The following is a 19,493-nucleotide window of genomic DNA, read 5'->3' as shown; positions in this document are numbered from 1 at the left end:
GTCTTGCGCCGTGAGGCAGGTCCAGTGGGGAGCTCCGTCCCCGCTGGTCAACTGCGATTTTAACCTCATTCGGGCGCACGACCCGCCGACCGGCGTGAGTCTTGTCTCCTGCCGGCCTGCGGGTCGTGCGTGTGCGCGTCAGTGACCGCGCGCCTCGGCCATCCGCTGCTCGGCGATCCGGTCGGCCGCCGCGGCGGGCGGAATCCCGTCCTTCTTCGCACGTGCGAATATTTCCAGCGTGGTGTCGAAGATCTTCGTCGCCTTCGCCTTGCACCGGTCGAAGTCGAACCCGTGCAGCTCGTCGGCGACCTGGATCACGCCGCCGGCGTTGACCACGTAGTCGGGTGCGTAGAGAACCGACCGGTCGGCCAGGTCCTTCTCGACGCCCGGGTGGGCCAGCTGGTTGTTGGCCGCGCCGCACACCACCTTGGCCGTGAGCACCGGCACGGTCTCGTCGTTCAGGGCGCCGCCGAGCGCGCAGGGCGCGTAGACGTCCAGGCCCTCGGTGCGGATCAGCGCGTCGGTGTCCGCGACCACGGTGACCTCGGGGTGCAGATCGGTGATCCGGCGCACCGACTCCTCGCGGACGTCGGTGATCACGACCTCGGCCCCGTCGGAGAGCAGGTGCTCGACGAGGTGGTGGCCCACCTTGCCGACCCCGGCGACGCCGACCTTGCGGCCGCGCAGCGTCGGGTCGCCCCACAGGTGCTGGGCCGAGGCCCGCATGCCCTGGAAGACGCCGAAGGCGGTGAGGACGGAGGAGTCGCCCGCGCCGCCGTTCTCGGGGGAGCGGCCGGTGGTCCAGCGGCACTCCCGGGCGACGACGTCCATGTCGGCGACGTAGGTGCCGACGTCGCAGGCGGTGACGTAACGGCCGCCGAGGGAGGCGACGAACCGGCCGTAGGCCAGGAGGAGTTCGTCCGTCTTGATCTTCGCCGGGTCGCCGATGATGACGGCCTTGCCGCCACCGTGGTCGAGCCCGGCCAGGGCGTTCTTGTACGACATCCCGCGCGAGAGGTTCAGCGCGTCGGCGACGGCCTCGGCCTCGTTCGCGTACGGGTAGAAGCGGGTGCCGCCGAGGGCCGGGCCCAGGGCGGTGGAGTGGAGGGCGATGACGGCCTTGAGGCCGGTGGCACGGTCCTGGCAGATCACGACTTGCTCGTGGCCCCCCTGATCCGAGTGGAACAGGGTGTGCAGGACGCCGTCAGTCACATCGGTCACTGTGGTGACTCCCAAACAACGAAGCGGCGGAGGCCCTCCTAGGGGTGGGGAGGGCCCCGGACCGACCGGCACGGCCGGTCCGATGGGCAAGAGCGTAAGTCCTCCGGCGGCGCGGATCGCCCCCCGTGCCGAGGATCACCCCAAGGGGGTGCGGGCGCGTGGCACGATGCGCTGCATGTCGGTGGTGTCTTCAGTGCTCGTCCCTTACACGTCCTACCTCCGGGTGTACGAGCCGCTCGCCGCCTTCGCGGAGCCCGAGCGCAGCCACTGGGCCCGGTACGCCCAGCGCCCGGTGCTGCCCACCGCCCAGGACGAACTGCGCCGCTCCCTGGCCGACTTGGTGCCTACGCCACCGGTCGGGGTGCCCGTGCACGAGAGCGGCGACGCGTTCGTGGCGGAGCTGGACGGGGTGGTGTGCGTCTGCCCGTGGCGGACCCGGCTGCGGGGGTGGCTCGCGCTGGAGGAGCTGGAGGGGCCCGGGGAACAGGGGGGAATGTTTCCGGCCAACGTGCTGGACGCCCTGCTGCCCGAGGTGGTGCGGGGGCAGGCGCGGGCGGACCGCGAGCGCTGGCGGCGCCGGAACCCGGACGCGCGGCCGTGGATCCGTACGACGGTGTGGCAGGTCCCGGTGCGGTGGTTCGTCCTCTTCCGGGACGAGGAGCGGGAGTACGCGGCGGCGGACGGCGAGGGCGGGGAGCCGGTGCTGCGCTACCGGACGCCGATGGTGGAGGCCCGGCGCCGGCTGGCCCGGGGGCTGCGGACGCTGCGCGAGAACGTCGCCGAGGGCCCGCTCACCGAGGGGCTCGTGGATGTGGGGCGCTGGCTGGAGGAGTTCCATCCGCGCTCGCTCGTGGAGCTGGACTACGGAGGCCTGGTGCACGCGCTCTCCGCCGAGCAGCTCGCCGGGGACCGGTCGGCGGCGGATGTGGCGGAGGGGCTGGCGGCGCTGGGCATGGGTGACGGCGAGGGCGCCGGGGAGGCGTACGCGCGGCTCGCGGAGCGCTGGCGGGCGGTACGGGACCGCCAGTTCACCAACTGACCGGCCCGCCGACCGCCCCGTACGGCAGCTGATCGGCGCCCGCCGACCACCCCGTACGGCAGCCGATCGGCGCCCACCGGCCGCCCCGCTCACCGACCGACCGGCCCGCCGGCCGTCCCGCTCACCAATTGACGTGAAAAGACCCACAGCGGCATCAACGGGATGGAACCGGGGCATCCTTCATCCAGGACGGACCGGAAGACGAGCGGGCGGGAAGGAGGAGGAGCGAGAGCCCGGCGAGGGAGCCGGCCGGAGCGCCTGGGCTGAGGCGGTGAAGGGGAACTGACGGGCCGTGAACCTGCGTCCCGTGTGGCACGTGTGGTGGGTGGGGCGGGAGAGTACGCCTTCCGGCCCAGGACCTACGTCCCGAACCGGGCCTTTGCCTCAAGCGTGATGGATAGCACTAACGGGGCCCTTGCGCCCTTCCCTACTCCTCATGCCAAAATAGGACAAGGAGTCCGGGGAGGGCTCCTTCCGTCCAAGTAAGGGCGGAATGCTCAGCATTGCACGCTATGGGGGGTCTGAGGACTCCTGATCGCTCTGTGACTGATCGTCACGGTGGTGTGACTGTCCGCTATGGCATGGTCCATCGGCTTCCGTCGCTGATGAACACCTGGGAGGGCAATTCCATCGGTTTGGCCGACGCGGCTGGACGGATGGTGTAGTTGTAGTGCCGAGGACAAGCCGTTCGTCCTATAACCGACTCGGCCCGCGTCCGCCATTTCGGGCAACGCGGGTCAAGGTGCAGAATTTAGAGGAAAGAACCGAGAAGGTTCGGTTCTCCCGAGGAGGCCGCTCATGACCGCTCGCACCCCTGATGCCGAGCCGCTGCTGACCCCGGCTGAGGTTGCCACGATGTTCCGCGTGGACCCGAAGACGGTCACCCGTTGGGCCAAGGCTGGCAAGCTCACGTCCATCCGCACGCTCGGTGGACACCGCCGGTACCGCGAGGCAGAGGTCCGCGCACTGCTTGCGGGTATTCCGCAGCAGCGCAGCGAGGCCTGACACACCCCTGCCGCGCAGCTCAACAGCAGCACAGCATCACAACCGGGCCGGCCGCCAGGTCCCCCAACCCCAGGCCGCCCATACATAGCTCCACTCGACGGACGCCTGCCCCAACGGGCGTCATACCTGTGTACGGGTGCGTCGTTTTCGATCGCGCTGGACTCCGCCGGGTCCAGCGCGATCTTTTTTACGCCCTGAACTCCTCGGGTGGTCCCTGTCCGAGCCCCTGGGTCGGCATCGTCCCGCCGAGGCGTCTCGTGCCCCCGTAAGCCGTTCCCACACCCCTCAAGGGCCCTGGAACGGATGACCGATAACCGGGTGGTCGGTCGGCTTCTGCGCCTTCCGCGCCCCCGCCCGGCGGACCGCCCCGCCGTCCGTCCCGGCGGCGTTCGTGGGTCTGTGGGCGGGTCTGGGCGGGAGTGTGGGTGAGCGTCCCGGACGCGGTGGGACAGCCCCGGACGGAACGGCCCGGCCGAACGGTCGGGCCGGTGCAATTGCATATATTAAATTCGCCAGTTGTAGGACAGGCGTAAAGTACCCCGGTCTGAAAACTCTTTCGGTGACACCCGTCACACTCCCTGACGCTTGCCAACTCAGAGCCTGTCACTGTCCGGACGCGGAAGCATCCGGCCGATGGTCACCGGGCGTAGGGCCTTTCGTCCCCGTCCCGGTCCCCGCTCTCGCTCCTTCCTGCGGCTCGTACGGCTCGTTCGGCTTCTGTGGGGGCTGCGGGGACCGCGGGGTCTGCGGAGCCGCTCCGGGCTCCACGGGGCCTCTCAGAGCCCCTGAGGACTCCCTGGGCCCCTGTGTCTGCCGGTCGCCTTCCCCCGGCTCCATGGCCAGGCGCAGCAGCCGGTGGCAGACCGGGCAGTGGCGGGTGAGGTGCCCGTAGCCGTAAGCGGCCGCCAGATGGGCACGGAGCAGTGCGCGGGTCTCGTGTCGTGCTGTGGACGCGGACATGCGAGCCACCTCCCGGTGGACCCGGCCGCCCCTCGCCGACGGAACAGGGGCAGCCTCGTCCCTACGGGTTACCCGCGGCGGAAGGCGCCGTCAAGACACACGAAAGCCCGGATCGAAACGATCCGGGCTTTCGTCACTGCGGTCCTGACGGGATTTGAACCCGCGGCCTCCACCTTGACAGGGTGGCGAGCACTCCAAACTGCTCCACAGGACCAGGTTTTCGCCGCTTGCCTCGCGGCTTGCTGCGAAACCAGACTGTACAGGAGGTGGGAGGTCCAGGTCGACTTCACTCCTGGTGGTGACACCGTCACCACCTCACCAGCCCCTGAACCGGCCCCGGATCAGGGCGCGGCGGCGTCGATCGCCTTCACGATCCGCTTGTCCGAGACGGGGAACGCGGTGCCCAGCGCGTGCGCGAAGTAGCTGACGCGCAGCTCCTCGACCATCCAGCGGATGTCCAGCACCTCCTGGGGCACGGGCCGTCCCTGCGGGAGCTGTTCGAGCAGCCACGCGTACTCGTCCTGCATCTCGTGGACCTTCGCCATCCGCGTGGTGTCCCGCTGCACGGCCGTCGGCATCTGCTGGAGCCGCCGGTCGGCCGCGACCAGGTACCGCATCAGGTCGGGCAGCCGGCGCAGCCCGGTCGCCGTAACGAAACCGGGCGGTACGAGACGGGCCAGCTGCTCCCGTACGTCGGCGACGTTGGCGACCAGCGTCAGGCTGTTGGTCGACTTCAGCCGGCGCTCGCAGGCCTGCCACGCGGCGAGGATCTGCTGCACCTGGTCGATCGTGCGGACGGTGAGGTCCACCAGGTCGGCGCGCACCTTGTCGTACAGCGTCCGGAACGCCTTCTCGTCCCACGCCGGGCCGCCGTGCGCGGCGATCAGCCGGTCGGCGGCGGCGGTGGCGCAGTCCTCGAAGAGGGCCTGGACCGAGCCGTGCGGATTGCGGGAGAGGGCGAGCTTCTGCTGGTTGGTGAGCCGGTCCGAGGCGAACTTCGCCGGGTTGACCGGGATGTTCAGCAGGATCAGCTTCCGGGTACCGCGCCACATGGCCTGCTGCTGCTCGGCCTCGGTGTCGAAGAGGCGTACGGCGACGGTGTCGCCCTGGTCGACCAGGGCCGGGTACGCCTTCACCGGCTGCCCGGCCCGCCGGGTCTCGAAGACCTTGTTCAGCGTGCCGATCGTCCAGTCGGTGAGGCCCGAGCGCTCGATGGACTCGCCGGAGGGTCCTGCGGTGGCCGCGGCCGCCTTGGAGAGCGCCTGGCGGGCCTTCGGGCGCAGCTGGAGCTTGAGCGCCTCCAGGTCCTTGTCCTCGGCGACCTTGCGGCGCCGCTCGTCGACGATCCGGAACGTGATCTTCAGGTGGTCCGGGACGCGGGAGAGGTCGAAGTCGTCGGCCGTGACCGGCACGCCGACCATCCGCTGGAGCTCCCGCGCCAGGGTCTGCGGCAGCGGCTCCTGGAGCGGGACCGCCCGGTCCAGGAACTTGTCGGCGTAGTTCGGCGCGGGGACGTAGTGCCGGCGGATCGGCTTCGGCAGCGAGCGGATCAGCTCGGTGACGACCTCCTCGCGCAGCCCCGGGATCTGCCAGTCGAAGCCCTCGGAGGTGACCTGGTTGAGGACCTGGAGCGGGACGTGGACGGTCACGCCGTCCGCGTCCGCGCCGGGCTCGAACTGGTACGTCACCTTGAACTTGAGCTTCCCCTGCCGCCAGGAGTCCGGGTAGTCGTCCTTGGTGACGGCCCCGGCCTTCTCGTTGATCAGCATGGAGCGCTCGAAGTCGAGCGCGTCGGGCTCCTCGCGCTTCTTGTGCTTCCACCACGAGTCGAAGTGCGCCCCGGAGACGATGTGCTCCGGAATGCGCTGGTCGTAGAAGTCGAAGAGCGTCTCGTCGTCCACGAGGATGTCGCGGCGCCGGGCGCGGTGCTCCAACTCCTCGACCTCGCCGAGGAGTTTGCGGTTGTCGTGGAAGAACTGGTGATGGGTGCGCCAGTCGCCCTCGACCAGGGCGTTGCGGATGAACAGATCCCGCGAGGCCTCCTGGTCGATACGGCCGAAATTGATCTTGCGCTGGGCGATGATCGGCACCCCGTAGAGCGTGACCCGCTCGTACGCCATCACCGCGGCCTGGTCCTTCTCCCAGTGCGGCTCGCTGTAGGTGCGCTTCAGCAGGTGCTGGGCCAGCGGCTCGATCCACTCGGGCTCGACCCTGGCGTTGACCCGCGCCCAGAGGCGGGAGGTCTCCACCAGCTCCGCCGACATCACGAACCGCGGCTGCTTCTTGAAGAGCGCCGAGCCGGGGAAGATCGCGAACTTGGCGCTGCGGGCGCCCAGGTACTCGTTCTTCTCGGTGTCCTTCAGCCCGATGTGCGACAGCAGCCCGGCCAGCAGCGAGGTGTGCACCGCCTGCTCGGGGATGGACGCCTCGGCCTTGGGCTCCTCGACGGCGATGCCCATCTGCTTGGCCACCGTACGCAGCTGCGCGTAGATGTCCTGCCATTCGCGGATGCGCAGGAAGTTCAGGTACTCCTGCTTGCACATCCGGCGGAACGAGGACGAGCCACGCTCCTTCTGCTGCTCGCGGATGTAGGCCCACAGGTTCAGGTACGCCAGGAAGTCGGACGTCTCGTCCTTGAACCGGGCGTGGTTCTGGTCGGCCTGCGTCTGCTTCTCCGAGGGCCGCTCACGCGGGTCCTGGATGGAGAGCGCGGCGGCGATGACCATGACCTCGCGGGCGCAGCCGTTCTTGTCGGCCTCGATGACCATGCGGGCCAGGCGCGGGTCGACGGGCAGCTGGGAGAGCTTGCGGCCCAGCGGCGTCAGGCGCTTCTTCGGATCCTTCTCGCCCGGATCGAGCGCCCCCAGCTCCTGGAGGAGCTGCACGCCGTCGCGGATGTTGCGGTGGTCCGGCGGGTCGATGAAGGGGAACTTCTCGATGTCGCCGAGCCCGGCGGCGGTCATCTGGAGGATGACGGAGGCCAGGTTGGTCCGCAGGATCTCCGGGTCGGTGAACTCCGGCCGGGTGACGAAGTCGTCCTCCGAGTAGAGCCGGATGCAGATGCCGTCCGACGTACGGCCGCAGCGGCCCTTGCGCTGGTTGGCGCTGGCCTGCGAGATCCGCTCGATGGGCAGCCGCTGGACCTTGGTGCGGTGGCTGTAGCGGGAGATACGGGCGTTGCCGGGGTCGATCACGTACTTGATGCCGGGAACGGTCAGCGAGGTCTCGGCGACGTTCGTCGCGAGGACGATGCGGCGTCCCGTATGGCGCTGGAAGACGCGGTGCTGCTCGGCGTGCGACAGGCGCGCGTAGAGGGGGAGCACCTCGGTATGTCTGAGGTTGCGCTTGTTCAGCGCGTCCGCCGTGTCCCGGATCTCGCGCTCGCCGGAGAGGAAGACCAGCACGTCACCGGGGGCCTCGTGGCCCAGCTCGTCGACGGCGTCGCAGATCGCGGTGATCTGGTCGCGGTCGGAGTCCTCGCTGTCCTCTTCCAGGAGGGGGCGATACCGCACCTCGACCGGGTACGTACGCCCGCTGACCTCCACGATCGGCGCCTCGCCGAAGTGGCGCGCGAACCGCTCCGGGTCGATGGTCGCCGAGGTGATGACGACCTTCAGGTCCGGGCGCCTGGGCAGCAGCCGGGCCAGATAGCCGAGCAGGAAGTCGATGTTGAGGGACCGCTCGTGGGCCTCGTCGATGATGATCGTGTCGTACGCCAGCAGCTCGCGGTCCGTCTGGATCTCGGCGAGCAGGATGCCGTCCGTCATCAGCTTCAGATACGTCGACTCCGGGTTCACCTGGTCGGTGAAGCGGACCTTCCAGCCGACGGTCTCGCCCAGCGGCGTCTTCAGCTCGTCCGCGACCCGCTCCGCCACCGTACGGGCGGCGATCCGGCGGGGCTGGGTGTGCCCGATCATGCCCCGGACGCCGCGCCCCAGCTCCATACAGATCTTGGGGATCTGCGTGGTCTTCCCGGACCCGGTCTCACCGGCGACGATCACGACCTGGTGGTCGCGTATCGCCTCCAGGATCTCGTCCTTCTTCTGGCTGACCGGAAGCTCTTCCGGATACGACAGGGCCGGCAGCCGGGCCGCGCGCGCCGCGAGCCGTTCGGCCGCCTTGCCCGCCTCGGCCGCGATCTCGTCCAGCACGGACTGGCGGGCCTCGGGCTTGCGGATGCGGCGCGCTCCTTCGAGGCGCCGGCCGAGCCGGTTCGCGTCACGGAGCGAGAGCTGTCCGAGCTGGGACTGGAGATCGGCAAAGGAAGTAGACATACGGATCCCAGGATCTCACCCGGGCCCGAGGAGTGGCGACCTCATTTCGCGCGGACTGTGTCACGCGGTGAGGGCGGGGCACGGCGGGCGGTGACCCAGGTGGCGGGCGCGGTCACGGCACGTACCATTTCGGGCAGTCGAACGCTCACCCCTTGCGCCCATGTGCTCCCGCGCCCATGTGCCCTCGTGTGTGCCTCGTGTCCTCGCACCCTCGTGAGAAAGGCCCGGTCCCGTGTCCCGTACGCAGTGGTGCTGCCTGACGGCGCTGCTCGCGGTAGTCATGGGGCTGCTGTGCGGGCCGGTGGCGGGGGCGCGGGGGACGGCCATGGCTCTGGAGCCCGTTCCCGGGGTCTCCGCGCCGGTGACCTCGGTCGCGGCCCCGGGCGTGACTCGTGCTGCCGGCCCGGACGTGACCTCGGCGGCCGGCCCGGCTGCCGGCCCGGTCGCCGGCTTGGTTGCTGCTCCGGCCGTGACTCCGGTCGCCACCCCCGCCGTGACCCCGGCCGCCGCCCCGGCCATGGCTCCGGTCGCCGCCCCGGGCATGACTCCGGCTGCCGCCCCGGACGTGGCTCCGGTCGCCGGCCCGGTCGCCGTCGTGGAGGCCTTCGGCGCGGGCATCCCTGCCGTCCCCGGCTGCGGGCAGCCCGGCGACCACGACGGCGAGCCCGCCGTCCCGACCCGGGCCCGCGCCGCGTACGACCAGGCCCCCGGCCTCGCCGCGTGGGGGCTGCCCGCCGCGACGGGCGCCCTGCCGGCCGAGCCGCCGCCGGGGATACGGGTCCGGGCCCCGGTCCCCGCCACACCGACCCCCGTCGAGCTCTCCGTGCTGCGGGTGTAGGCCGGGCTGCCCGCCCGGCCCGCACCTTCACCCCTTCTTCCGCACCACCAGCACGGAGCGCCGCATGCCCACGCCCAAGAAGTCCACGCCCAGCAAGGCCCGGTCCAACAAGGACCAGTCCAGCAAGCCCCAGTCCAGCAAGGCCCTGCCCAAGAAGTCCGCGTCCGGATCGAAGAAGCCCCTCGTCTACGGCGCCGCCGTCGTCGTCGCCGCGGGCCTCCTCGGCTTCGCCTCCTACCGGGCCACCGCCCCCGACGGCTCCTCCCGGGACACCTCCACCGGCGCCCCGGCCGCCGAGGTCTCCGCGGACCCGCAGGCCGGCGTCTACCCCGAGCTGGCGAAGCTGGCCCGCCGCGACGCCGACGACAAGCTGGCGGTCGGCCGCGCGGACGCCCCCGTCGTGCTGATCGAGTACGCCGACTTCAAGTGCGGCTACTGCGGCAAGTTCGCCCGGGACACCGAGCCCGAACTGATCAAGGAGTACGTGGAGGACGGCACCCTGCGCATCGAGTGGCGCAACTTCCCGATCTTCGGCGAGGAGTCCGAGAACGCCGCCCGCGCGTCGTGGGCCGCCGGGCAGCAGGACCGCTTCTGGGAGTTCCACGCGGCCGCCTACGCCGAGGGGGCGAAGGAGAAGGGGTTCGGCAAGGACCAGGTCAAGGCCCTCGCGCAGGAGGCCGGAGTCGAGGACCTGGCCCGGTTCATGAAGGACCTGGACGGCGAGGCAGCCCGCGCCGCCGTCGCGAAGGACCAGGAGCAGGCGTACGGGATCGGCGCCACGTCCACCCCGTCGTTCCTGATCAACGGCCGCCCGCTCGCGGGGGCCCAGCCCAAGGAGACGTTCACCCGGGCCATCGAGGCCGCCGCCGAGCGCGCGAAGACCACGGCGGGGCCGGGCGCCTCCGGGGACGCAGGCCAGGGCGTCCCCAGGGGCTCCGGCCAGGGGGTCTCCGGGAACTCCGACCAGGGCGCCTCCGGGAACTCCGCCCCGGGCGCCTCCGGGGGCTCGGACAAGTGACGGCGGACATCGGCTACTTCGCGGCCTTCCTCGGCGGACTGCTCGCCCTGGTCAGCCCGTGCAGCGCGCTGCTGCTCCCGGCCTTCTTCGCGTACTCCATCGACTCCACCTCGCGCCTGCTGGCCCGTACCGGCATCTTCTACGCCGGGCTCGCCACCACCCTCGTCCCGCTCGGCGCCGCCGGTTCGTACGCGGGCCGGCTCTTCTACGGCCACCGCGACGCCCTGGTCACCGGCGCGGGCTGGCTGATCATCGCGCTCGGCGTCGCGCAGATCGTCGGCCTCGGCTTCGCCTCCCGGCGCATCGCCGCGCTCAGCGGCCGCATCCGCCCCACCACGGCGTTCTCCGTCTACGCCCTGGGCGCGGTCTACGGCCTCGCCGGCTTCTGCGCGGGCCCGATCCTCGGCAGCGTCCTCACCGTGGCGGCGGTCAGCGGCAGCCCGGTCTACGGCGGGCTGCTGCTGGCGGTCTACGCGCTCGGGATGGCCGTACCGCTCTTCGTGCTCGCCCTGCTCTGGGAGCGCTTCGACCTCGGCCGCCGTAGCTGGCTGCGCGGCAGGGCCGTCCGGCTCGGCCGCTTCCAACTGCACACCACATCGCTGCTCTCGGGGCTGTTCTTCGTCGGCCTGGGGGCGCTCTTCCTCGCGTACGACGGAACGACCGCGCTCCCCGGCCTCCTCGGGGTCGACGCCTCGTTCGCGGTCGAGCAGTGGGCGCAGAAGCTGGGCGAGCGGGTGTCGGACGCGGTGCTGCTGGGGGCCGTGGTGCTGGTGGTGCTGCTGGCCCTGGGCGTACGGGCCTGGCGGCGACGCGCGGGCCGGCCGCAGGAGGAGACGGCGGAGAAGGAGACCGAGAAGGTGTGAGAACGGCGAAGGCCCCGTCCAGTGGACGGGGCCTTCGAGAGGTGGCTGGGGCCGGGATCGAACCGGCGACCTATCGCTTTTCAGGCGATCGCTCGTACCAACTGAGCTACCCAGCCACGCAGCCGCTGGGGCTGCAAGCGGTCCTGACGGGATTTGAACCCGCGGCCTCCACCTTGACAGGGTGGCGAGCACTCCAAACTGCTCCACAGGACCAAGCAATGTGCGAAACAAGTCTCGCACACGGTGAAACGTGCCCCCAACGGGATTCGAACCCGTGCTACCGCCTTGAAAGGGCGGCGTCCTGGGCCACTAGACGATGAGGGCTATTGGCCCGCCGGTTCGCTTTGCAGCGCGTCGGGGACGTGAGAAGCATATGGGATGGGTGGAGCTATCGCCAAAACGGTTTACGGCGAGGGCGTCGGCCGTGCCGGGGAGCGCGTCGGGGAGGGTGTGGACGAGGACGAGGAGCCGGGGGAGGTGCTCGGGGAAGCGCCGGGGGAGGCCGGGGGCGAGGGGGCGTCCTGCTCCAGGTTCTCCTCCGGGAGGTGGCGGCTGACCTCGGCCGTCGTCAGCCCGAGACCGCCGAGCGTGATCTCGTCCCAGGCCTGGAGGCGGCGGGTCGAGCGGTCCAGGTAGAGCACCGAGGCGCGCACCTTCTCCGGCTTGTCGTTCTGCACCGCGCGCAGCCCGCCGCCGCCCGTGGAGCCCTCGACCTTGAGCCGCGTACCGCCCTTGAGCTGTTCGTTGATCCGCTTGTGGAAGTGGCCCGCGAGGACCAGCGGAACCGTGCCGTCCGTCTGCCGGGCGGTGTCCGGGTCGTGGGCGACCGCGATGTCGACCGGGGTGCCGGCCTGTTCCTGGTCGCGGAGGGCCGACGCCAGGCGCATCCCCTCCAGCTCGGCGGCCGCCTTGCCGCCGACCGGCTTGGAGCGGTCCGGGGTGAACTGGGCGTCCCCGGTGCCGGCGATCCGCAGCCCGGCCACGTTCACGGCCCTGCCGTTGTCCAGGACGCGTACGTTCCTGAACTTCTCCAGGTACGCCTGCGTGACCTTGGAGTCGTGGTTGCCGCGCACCCAGACGTAGGGCGCCCCGAGGTCGCGGATGGGGTCGAGGAAACCGTTCTCCGGGGCCGAGCCGTGGTCCATCGTGTCGCCTGAGTCGATGATCACGTCGATCTCGTACTGCTCGACGAGCGAGGCGATGATGTGCCAGGCCGCCGGGTTCAGGTGGATGTCGGAGACGTGCAGCGCGCGGATGGTCCCGGGGTCCGGCTGGTAGACGGGGAGCGTGGAGGTGGCGTCGTACAGCCGGGTGACGTTGGTGACCAGGCGGGCCAGCTCCTGCTGGTAGATGTCGAACTCGGTGACGATCGAGCGGGCGTCGCCGACCAGGGACGGGGCGCTGGAGAGCAGCCCGGAGAACTTGGGCTCCAGGACGGACTTCGGGTTCCAGGTGGCGTACGCGCTGACGCCCGAGGCGGCCAGCACGGTCAGGGCGAGCCCGCCGGCGGCCAGGGCGCGGCGCGGGCGGCGGTAGACGACGAGGCCGAGCGCGGTCGCCCCGGAGATCACGGCGACGCAGGAGCGCACGGCCAGCTCCCGGGTGCCGGCGGCGACGTCCCGGGTGACCTCGTCCTGGAGGCCGGAGAACCGTTCCGGCTGGTCCACCAGGGCCTGGGAGCGCACGGGGTCGAGGCGGTCCACGTCCACGTCGAGGCGGAGCGGGGCGCTGTGCGAGTCCAGCTCCAGCGCGCCGAGCGGGGACACGTTGATCTTGCTGCCGCCGGTGAGGGACGGGCGCAGGGTCATGTTGGTGTCCATGGGGCCGACCGGCGTACGGATGGACCCCACGGCGAGCAGCCCGAGCCAGGCCCCGAACATGACGACGGCGAGCATGCCGAGGGCGCGGACGTAGGGCTTCGGCGCGGTGTTCGTCAGGTCGCCGGGGGCGGAGTGCGGGCCGGGGCGCTTCCGGGAGCCGGGGCGCTTCCGGGGTCCGGGGCCTGTGCGGGTGCTGGAGCCCGTGCGGGCGCCGGTGCCCTTGCGGGGGCCGGGGCGGGTGGAGGGTGCGGCGGCCGGGGGAGTCTCGGCGGTGCCGGGGGACTTACGGCGAGCGAGCTGGGTGAGGCGGTGCCGGACGCGGTCGGCTGCGGCACGGAACGGGACGCGGACCATTGGACGCGTATGCCCCGGTACGGCCACACCCATGCGGGACGTCGGCCGCGGAGTGGATCAGGAGCGCCCGCCATCTGCCCGCGGCGGGACCCGGTACGTGACAATGGCGGGGTGCTGGAGATGACGCGGGAACAGTTCGAAGAGCTGGTGAGCCAGGCACTTGACCGGATTCCGCCGGAGCTGATGCGGCTGATGGACAACGTGGCGGTCTTCGTCGAGGACGAACCGGAGGCCGACGACCCCGATCTGCTCGGGCTCTACGAGGGCACCCCGCTCACCGACCGCGGTGAGTGGTACGCCGGGGTGCTGCCGGACCGGATCACCATCTACCGGGGGCCCACGCTGCGGATGTGCGAGTCCCACGAGGACGTGGTGGCCGAGACGGAGATCACCGTGGTCCACGAGATCGCCCACCACTTCGGCATCGACGACGAACGGCTGCACGCCCTGGGTTACGGGTGAGCGAGCAGTCACCGGCCGAGCTGCCGGAGCCCGGACCGCCCGCCGCGTCGCAGGCGCGGGTGCTGGGGGCGGTCGCGGCCGGTGGCGCGCTCGGCGCTCTCGCACGGTACGGGGCCCTCGTGCTGGGCCCGGCCGGAGACGGCGGCTTCCCGTGGACGGTGTTCGCGGTCAACGCGAGCGGCTGTGCCCTCATCGGCGTCCTGATGGTGCTGACCGTCGAACGCGGCCGGGTGACCCACCCGCTGGTCCGGCCCTTCCTGGGCGTCGGCGTCCTCGGCGGGTTCACGACCTTCTCGACGTACGCGGCCGACGCATCGGGCCTGCTGGTGCGTCAGGAGCCGCTGACGGCGGTGGCGTACATGGCGGCGACGGTGGTGGTGGCCCTGGCGGCCGTACGGGCGGGGGCGGTGCTCACGCGGCGGCTGCTGGACAGGGGCGCGCCGGACGGGGAGCGGACCGCGTGAACTGGCTGCTGGTGGCGATCGGCGGGGCGGTCGGCGCGTCCCTGCGCCATCTGACGGACCGGGCGGTCCGGGCGCACCCGGGGCGGGGTGTCGCGTACGTCTTCCCGTGGGGCACGTTCACGGTCAACGCGGCGGGCAGCCTGATCCTCGGGGTGCTGATCGGGGCCGCGGTCTCCGCGCCGGTGCACGCCCTGCTGGCCACGGGGCTGTGCGGGGCGCTGACGACGTACTCGACGTTCTCCTACGAGACCCTGCGCCTGGCCGAGACGGGCCGGGCCTTCCTCGCCGCCGCCAACGTGGTGGCGTCGCTGCTGGTGGGGCTGGGGGCGGTGTTCCTGGGGGCGGAGCTGGCGGGCGGGTTCGGGGGGTAGGGCGGGGCGGTCGGCGTTTCGGGCGTGTCTCCGGCGGGGTCCGGGGAGTTGGGCACGGCAACCGCCACCGCGTACGGCGTGCCCGGTGCCGTACGGCTCACCCCGCCCTCTTCTCCGCCCAGCTACCTCTCTCCGCCCCGGCTCCCCCCATATCCGCTCCCCTTTTCCACTCCCGCTTCCGCTCCCACTCGCTTTCTCCGCTCCCGCTCCCGCTCCCCTTCTCTGCCGCCGCTCCCTCGCTCCGGAGGTGCCACCCGTGCGCAAGTTGTCCGTCCCTGCCCGTTGGGCAGCCGTCACCGCGCTGACGATCGCCGCGTCCACCGGCTGTATGAGCGTCGGCGACGACGGCGCCAGGCCGGGGCCCGCGGGCTCCATCGACCCGGAGGGCCGGGCTGTCGAGCCGAACGGGGAGACGGTGCCCGGCTCCGGCGGTGCCGGACTCCGTGGCGGCGACGCCCACACCCACTCCGAGGCCGCCGACCGGAAGAACCCCGGCGGCACGCCGAGCCCGGAGGCCTCCGGTGCTGTGCCGTCGGACACACCGAAGGGCCCGCGCCCCGAGCCCGGCGCCCCGCAGCCCTCGCGCCCCGGCCATTCGCCGGCCCCGACGCCCTCCACGCCGGGCCCGGGGGAGCCGCCGCCGGCCGTACCGGAGCCGCCGGCCCCGCCGCCCCCTCCCGCCCCCCTCCCCGACCGGGACCCGGAGCCGGACCCGGAACCCGAGCCGGAGCCCACCGAACCCCCCGAACCGCCCCCTTCCGCGTCGCCCTCCGCGCAGCTGCGGACCCAGGCGATGGGCGGAGGGGAGAAGGGCCGGCCGTTGCGGACGCCGGAGGCATCACCGCAGGTGGGGCCGGTGTAGCGAGGGGTGCCAGGAGGCCGGGTTGCGCAATACGGGTGAGAGTGCGTATGCTAGTAGATCGTTTGATCCCATTGCCCGGCGCCGACACAGAAGAGCGCCGTGTGGCGCGTACTCTCCCTTGCCGTGGCTGGACCGCATTGAGGCGGTCGAAATTGCGAATCACGGAGTTACGGGCGCGTGCCGAGACTCCGGAAGGTTTCGCATTTCGCATGTCAATTTCCAGTTCTGACCGCACCGTCATGCCCGAGAACATCGACAACGCCGAGCTCACCGAGCTGGTCGAGGCCGCTGTGACCGAGGCCCCCGCCGGCGCCACCGCCGTGGCCGAGAAGGCGGCCGAGAAGTCCGTCGCCGACTTCCTCGCCGAGGACAAGCCGTCCGCCGAGGCCAAGCCGGCCAAGACCCCCGAGGTCTCTGTCGAGACCGAGACCGAGGTCGAGACCGGGACCGAGGTTTCCGCGGAGAAGGCCGACGAGGTCGACGAGACCGACGCGGCCCCCGAGGCCGACGCCGAGCCGACCGTCACCTTCGGCTCGCTGGGCCTGCCCGACGGCATCGTCCGCAAGCTCGCGCAGAACGGTGTGACCGCCCCCTTCCCGATCCAGGCGGCGACCATCCCGGACGCCCTGGCCGGCAAGGACATCCTCGGCCGTGGCCGTACGGGCTCCGGCAAGACGCTCTCCTTCGGCCTGCCGCTGCTGGCCACGCTCTCCGGTGGCACCACCGAGAAGAAGAAGCCGCGCGGCATCATCCTCACCCCGACCCGTGAGCTCGCGATGCAGGTCGCGGACGCCCTCCAGCCGTACGGCGACGTGCTCGGCCTCAAGATGAAGGTCGTCTGCGGCGGTACGTCGATGGGCAACCAGATCTACGCGCTGGAGCGCGGTGTCGACGTCCTCGTCGCCACCCCGGGCCGTCTGCGCGACATCATCAACCGCGGCGCCTGCTCGCTCGAGAACGTCCAGGTGGCCGTCCTCGACGAGGCCGACCAGATGTCCGACCTGGGCTTCCTGCCCGAGGTCACCGAGCTGCTCGACCAGATCCCCGGTGGCGGTCAGCGGATGCTCTTCTCCGCCACCATGGAGAACGAGATCGGCACGCTGGTCAAGCGCTACCTCTCCAACCCGGTGACGCACGAGGTCGACAGCGCCCAGGGCAACGTCACGACCATGTCGCACCACGTCCTCGTCGTGAAGCCGAAGGACAAGGCGCCGGTCACCTCCGCCATCGCCGCCCGCAAGGGCCGCACGATCATCTTCGTCCGCACCCAGCTGGGCGCCGACCGCATCGCCGAGCAGCTCATCGAGTCCGGCGTGAAGGCCGACGCGCTGCACGGCGGCATGACCCAGGGCGCCCGTACGCGGGTCCTGGAGGACTTCAAGAAGGGTTACGTCAACGCGCTCGTCGCGACCGACGTGGCCGCCCGCGGTATCCACGTGGACGGCATCGACCTGGTCCTGAACGTGGACCCGGCCGGTGACCACAAGGACTACCTGCACCGCTCGGGCCGTACTGCCCGTGCCGGCAAGTCCGGTGTGGTCGTCTCGCTGGCGCTTCCGCACCAGCGCCGCCAGATCTTCCGCCTGATGGAGGACGCGGGCGTCGACGCCTCGCGCCACATCGTCCAGGGCGCGGGCGTCTTCGAGCCGGAGGTCGCCGAGATCACCGGCGCCCGTTCGCTCACCGAGGTCCAGGCCGACTCCGCGAACAACGCCGCCAAGCAGGCCGAGCGCGAGGCCGCCGACCTGACGAAGCAGCTGGAGCGCGTCCAGCGCCGCGCCGTCGAGCTGCGCGAGGAGGCCGACCGCCTGGTCGCCCGTGCCGCGCGCGAGCGGGGCGACGACCCGGAGGCGGCGGTGGCCGAGGTGGCCGCCGAGGCCGAGGCCGCCCTCGTGGCAGCCGTGTCCGTACCGGAGCAGCCGGCCGCCCGCGACGAGCAGCGCCGCGACGAGCGGGGCAACTACGAGCGCCGCGACAACCGCGGTGGCGACCGTGGCGGCTACCGCGGCGGCAACGACCGCCGTGACGACCGCTCCTCCGGTGGCTTCCGCTCGGGTGGTGGCGACCGTCGGGACGACCGTGGTGGCCGTCCGTTCGAGCGTCGGGACAACGACCGCCCGTCGTTCAACCGTGACCGCCGCGACGAGCGCCCCTCGGGCGGCTTCCGCTCCGGCGGCAGCGACCGCCCGTTCAACCGCGACCGCCGCGACGACCGCCCCACGGGCGGCGCCCGCTCGGGTGGCAGCGACCGCCCGACCGGCCGTCGTGACGACCACCGCGGCGCCAACACCGGCACCAACACCGGCTCTTTCGGCCGCCGCGACGACAAGCCGCGCTGGAAGCGCAACGGCTGACCACCGCCCAGCCGCTGACAACCGGCTGAGCACGTCCGCCTGACAGACCGGCAGGGCCCGTACGCCACCGAACCGACTCGGTGACGTACGGGCCCTGTTGCTGTCCCCCGGGGCGCGAACCGGCGTGAAAGGGACGCAACAGGGGGCGTGACAGGGCCCGACACCGATACCGGATCGGCTGCGGGGACCGGGCGGGATATGCTCGTGGGTGATGTGAGCAGGGGGCCGTTAGCTCAATTGGTCAGAGCAGCGGACTTTTAATCCGTTGGTTGTGGGTTCGAGTCCCACACGGCCTACCGATCACAGGCGGAAGGCTCCCCTTCCGCCCAGGCGCTGAGCGCCCCTCCAGGTTTCGACCGGAAGGGGCGCTCAGCCGTTTGCCGGGCCAGGCGTGAGCGATCGTGAGCGGGCGCTCCGCGATGGAGCGCCGCCCAGCGCTGCTGTGCGTGCCGGGGCCGGCAGAGGCTTCCAGGGCCTCCGCGACGGCCTCTCCGCGACGGCCGCTTCGGCGTCGGTAGGGCGGCGACATCGCCGTCCGGGCCTCAAGATCACGTACTCGGGGTAGCTGCCCTGGCCTGCTTCTGCTCCTGTCTGTCGGCGTCGGCGAAGAGGAGAGTGGGCTCGGCCAGGATGTCCCGGCCGGATTGGCTCTTGTAGATCTCGTCGACGCTGCCGAACCGTGCCTGTGCGTAGTCGAGGCCGAGCAGGTCTGCCGCCTGCCGGACAGACGCCTCGTCGGGTCCTTCGATCTCGAGGAAGGTGGGGAGGCCCGGCCAGGTGGCGAAGTCGAAGGCGACTTCGCCCAGGAGCCACTCCTCGCGGTAGTTCTCCTGGTAGCGGACTTCGCGCAGACCGACACGGCGAAGGATCTCGGCCATGGCGTGCAGGTCGGACACCTCGGTCTCGATTTCGGTGGTGCCGTCGATCGTCGTGGAGTCGGTGACCTGCTTCAGCGTGAGAGTGGAGCGGGTGGCCTCGTCCCTCAGACGAATCCAGGTGCCGCGTTCGAGGGAGTCGTTCTCGAAGATCTTCCGGGTGAGGAGGGTACGCGGAAACGCCTGGGCGGCTCCGAGCGCGGTCAGTTTCGCCTGGAGACCGGAGACGTCGATGCCGAGGAACTTCGCCTCGTACTCATGCGGTCGACGAACTCGCCCAGCGGCCGGTGGTGATTGGCACTGTAATGCCACGAGCAACTCGTCCAGACAGCGTCACAGGAGGCGGGAGGGGCCTCAGAAGCGAGGAAGTCCTCCTCCACCACCTGGACGCGGTCTTGCAGCCCTTCCTGCTTCAGCCGCTCGATCATCCCCGTCGCGTGACCGGTTCTGTCACCCGGAAGTTGGGCCTCGCCACCGTGAAGGGCGAGCGCGTCACGCTCGATGGCGATGACGCGGTAGCCGGCCGCGGCCAGTGGCACGACGAGTCTGCCGTCGCTCGCACCGACGACGGTCACGGTGGAGTCAGGTTCCGTACGCTCCTTCAGCACGGCGAGGAACTGAGGGAAGAAGGTGGGGGCGTGCCGCCACATGCTGGGCGTCTGCACTGTCTTGCTTCGGCATTCGACATTTCGGGGAGGAGAAGTCCTGTGTCA

The 19,493-nt window shown here is 71.2% G+C and carries 15 protein-coding genes and 5 tRNA genes; 11 read left to right on the top strand and 9 right to left on the bottom strand.

Annotated features, from left to right (window positions below):
* Positions 1-138 precede the first annotated feature (138 nt).
* Complete coding sequence (locus tag AB0917_RS09550; protein WP_366818929.1) at positions 139-1,221, bottom strand: Glu/Leu/Phe/Val dehydrogenase dimerization domain-containing protein; 1,083 nt, start codon at positions 1,219-1,221, stop codon at positions 139-141.
* 175 nt (positions 1,222-1,396) lie between these two features.
* Between AB0917_RS09550 and AB0917_RS09545 the strand changes: the two genes are divergently transcribed.
* Positions 1,397-2,260 carry a hypothetical protein gene (locus tag AB0917_RS09545; protein WP_366818928.1) on the top strand — a complete coding sequence of 288 codons (864 nt, stop codon included), beginning with the start codon at positions 1,397-1,399 and terminating at the stop codon, positions 2,258-2,260.
* 798 nt (positions 2,261-3,058) lie between these two features.
* Positions 3,059-3,265: a developmental transcriptional regulator BldC gene (gene bldC, locus AB0917_RS09540; protein ID WP_003949541.1), complete on the top strand. Its 207-nt coding sequence runs from the start codon at positions 3,059-3,061 to the stop codon at positions 3,263-3,265.
* A gap of 603 nt (positions 3,266-3,868) precedes the next feature.
* Here bldC and AB0917_RS09535 read toward each other — a convergent pair.
* From AB0917_RS09535 to hrpA, 3 genes are all read right to left on the bottom strand, one after another.
* Entirely contained in the window at positions 3,869-4,225 is a 357-nt protein-coding gene (locus AB0917_RS09535; protein WP_366818927.1) for a DUF6274 family protein, read from the bottom strand.
* A 139-nt stretch (positions 4,226-4,364) separates the two neighbouring features.
* A tRNA-Asp gene (locus AB0917_RS09530) sits at positions 4,365-4,439 on the bottom strand.
* Between the two features lie 127 nt (positions 4,440-4,566).
* Entirely contained in the window at positions 4,567-8,499 is a 3,933-nt protein-coding gene (gene hrpA / locus AB0917_RS09525; protein WP_366818926.1) for an ATP-dependent RNA helicase HrpA, read from the bottom strand.
* A gap of 232 nt (positions 8,500-8,731) precedes the next feature.
* Between hrpA and AB0917_RS09520 the strand changes: the two genes are divergently transcribed.
* The 3 genes from AB0917_RS09520 (at position 8,732) to AB0917_RS09510 (ending at position 11,218) form a co-directional block, all read left to right on the top strand.
* Positions 8,732-9,337, top strand: coding sequence for a hypothetical protein (locus AB0917_RS09520; protein ID WP_366818924.1), 606 nt, complete (start codon positions 8,732-8,734; stop codon positions 9,335-9,337).
* 64 nt (positions 9,338-9,401) lie between these two features.
* Positions 9,402-10,355, top strand: a complete 954-nt coding sequence (locus tag AB0917_RS09515; RefSeq protein ID WP_366818923.1) for a thioredoxin domain-containing protein — start codon at positions 9,402-9,404, stop codon at positions 10,353-10,355.
* Positions 10,352-11,218, top strand: a complete 867-nt coding sequence (locus tag AB0917_RS09510) for a cytochrome c biogenesis CcdA family protein (RefSeq protein ID WP_366818922.1) — start codon at positions 10,352-10,354, stop codon at positions 11,216-11,218. Before AB0917_RS09515 ends, AB0917_RS09510 begins: the two co-directional genes overlap by 4 nt.
* A 42-nt stretch (positions 11,219-11,260) precedes the next feature.
* On the opposite strand, the gene AB0917_RS09505 is transcribed toward AB0917_RS09510, so the two are convergent.
* From AB0917_RS09505 to AB0917_RS09490, 4 genes are all read right to left on the bottom strand, one after another.
* Positions 11,261-11,334 (bottom strand) — tRNA-Phe (locus AB0917_RS09505).
* Between the two features lie 22 nt (positions 11,335-11,356).
* Positions 11,357-11,431: transfer RNA gene (locus AB0917_RS09500), tRNA-Asp, on the bottom strand.
* 38 nt (positions 11,432-11,469) lie between these two features.
* Positions 11,470-11,542: transfer RNA gene (locus AB0917_RS09495), tRNA-Glu, on the bottom strand.
* Between the two features lie 80 nt (positions 11,543-11,622).
* On the bottom strand, positions 11,623-13,392 hold the full coding sequence (locus AB0917_RS09490; RefSeq protein ID WP_366818921.1) for a metallophosphoesterase: 1,770 nt from the start codon (positions 13,390-13,392) through the stop codon (positions 11,623-11,625).
* Between the two features lie 111 nt (positions 13,393-13,503).
* Here AB0917_RS09490 and AB0917_RS09485 point away from each other — a divergent pair, with 111 nt between their 5' ends.
* The 6 genes from AB0917_RS09485 (at position 13,504) to AB0917_RS09460 (ending at position 18,201) form a co-directional block, all read left to right on the top strand.
* Entirely contained in the window at positions 13,504-13,854 is a 351-nt protein-coding gene (locus tag AB0917_RS09485) for a metallopeptidase family protein (RefSeq protein WP_366818920.1), read from the top strand.
* Positions 13,851-14,318 (top strand): CrcB family protein, encoded by a 468-nt coding sequence (locus AB0917_RS09480; protein ID WP_366818919.1) that lies wholly within the window; start codon positions 13,851-13,853, stop codon positions 14,316-14,318. Before AB0917_RS09485 ends, AB0917_RS09480 begins: the two co-directional genes overlap by 4 nt.
* On the top strand, positions 14,315-14,689 hold the full coding sequence (locus tag AB0917_RS09475; RefSeq protein ID WP_366818918.1) for a CrcB family protein: 375 nt from the start codon (positions 14,315-14,317) through the stop codon (positions 14,687-14,689). Before AB0917_RS09480 ends, AB0917_RS09475 begins: the two co-directional genes overlap by 4 nt.
* Before the next feature lie 256 nt (positions 14,690-14,945).
* The gene (locus AB0917_RS09470) at positions 14,946-15,551 is read left to right on the top strand and encodes a hypothetical protein (protein WP_366818917.1); all 606 of its coding nucleotides are present in this window, start codon (positions 14,946-14,948) and stop codon (positions 15,549-15,551) included.
* Positions 15,552-15,790: 239 nt separating this feature from the next.
* Positions 15,791-17,905 carry a DEAD/DEAH box helicase gene (locus tag AB0917_RS09465; protein WP_366818950.1) on the top strand — a complete coding sequence of 705 codons (2,115 nt, stop codon included), beginning with the start codon at positions 15,791-15,793 and terminating at the stop codon, positions 17,903-17,905.
* A gap of 222 nt (positions 17,906-18,127) precedes the next feature.
* A tRNA-Lys gene (locus AB0917_RS09460) sits at positions 18,128-18,201 on the top strand.
* Between the two features lie 252 nt (positions 18,202-18,453).
* Here the strand turns inward: AB0917_RS09460 and AB0917_RS09455 are convergent.
* Entirely contained in the window at positions 18,454-19,092 is a 639-nt protein-coding gene (locus AB0917_RS09455) for a class IV adenylate cyclase (RefSeq protein WP_366818916.1), read from the bottom strand.
* Between the last annotated feature and the right edge of the window lie 401 nt (positions 19,093-19,493).

It is taken from the genome of Streptomyces sp. NPDC007346 (assembly GCF_040703535.1).
In the GTDB taxonomy this organism is placed as follows: Bacteria; Actinomycetota; Actinomycetes; order Streptomycetales; family Streptomycetaceae; genus Streptomyces.
Note: the sequence above shows the minus strand (reverse complement) of the source record. Positions and strands in the feature narration are given on the sequence as shown.

Excerpts from the sequence above, each read along its gene's own strand:
- AB0917_RS09545 (WP_366818928.1), top strand. The coding sequence starts at position 1,397 with ATGTCGGTGGTGTCTTCAGTGCTCGTCCCTTACACGTCCTACCTCCGG.
- bldC (WP_003949541.1), top strand. The coding sequence starts at position 3,059 with ATGACCGCTCGCACCCCTGATGCCGAGCCGCTGCTGACCCCGGCTGAG.
- AB0917_RS09535 (WP_366818927.1), bottom strand. The coding sequence starts at position 4,225 with ATGTCCGCGTCCACAGCACGACACGAGACCCGCGCACTGCTCCGTGCC.
- hrpA (WP_366818926.1), bottom strand. The coding sequence starts at position 8,499 with ATGTCTACTTCCTTTGCCGATCTCCAGTCCCAGCTCGGACAGCTCTCG.
- AB0917_RS09515 (WP_366818923.1), top strand. The coding sequence starts at position 9,402 with ATGCCCACGCCCAAGAAGTCCACGCCCAGCAAGGCCCGGTCCAACAAG.
- AB0917_RS09490 (WP_366818921.1), bottom strand. The coding sequence starts at position 13,392 with ATGGTCCGCGTCCCGTTCCGTGCCGCAGCCGACCGCGTCCGGCACCGC.
- AB0917_RS09465 (WP_366818950.1), top strand. The coding sequence starts at position 15,791 with ATGCCCGAGAACATCGACAACGCCGAGCTCACCGAGCTGGTCGAGGCC.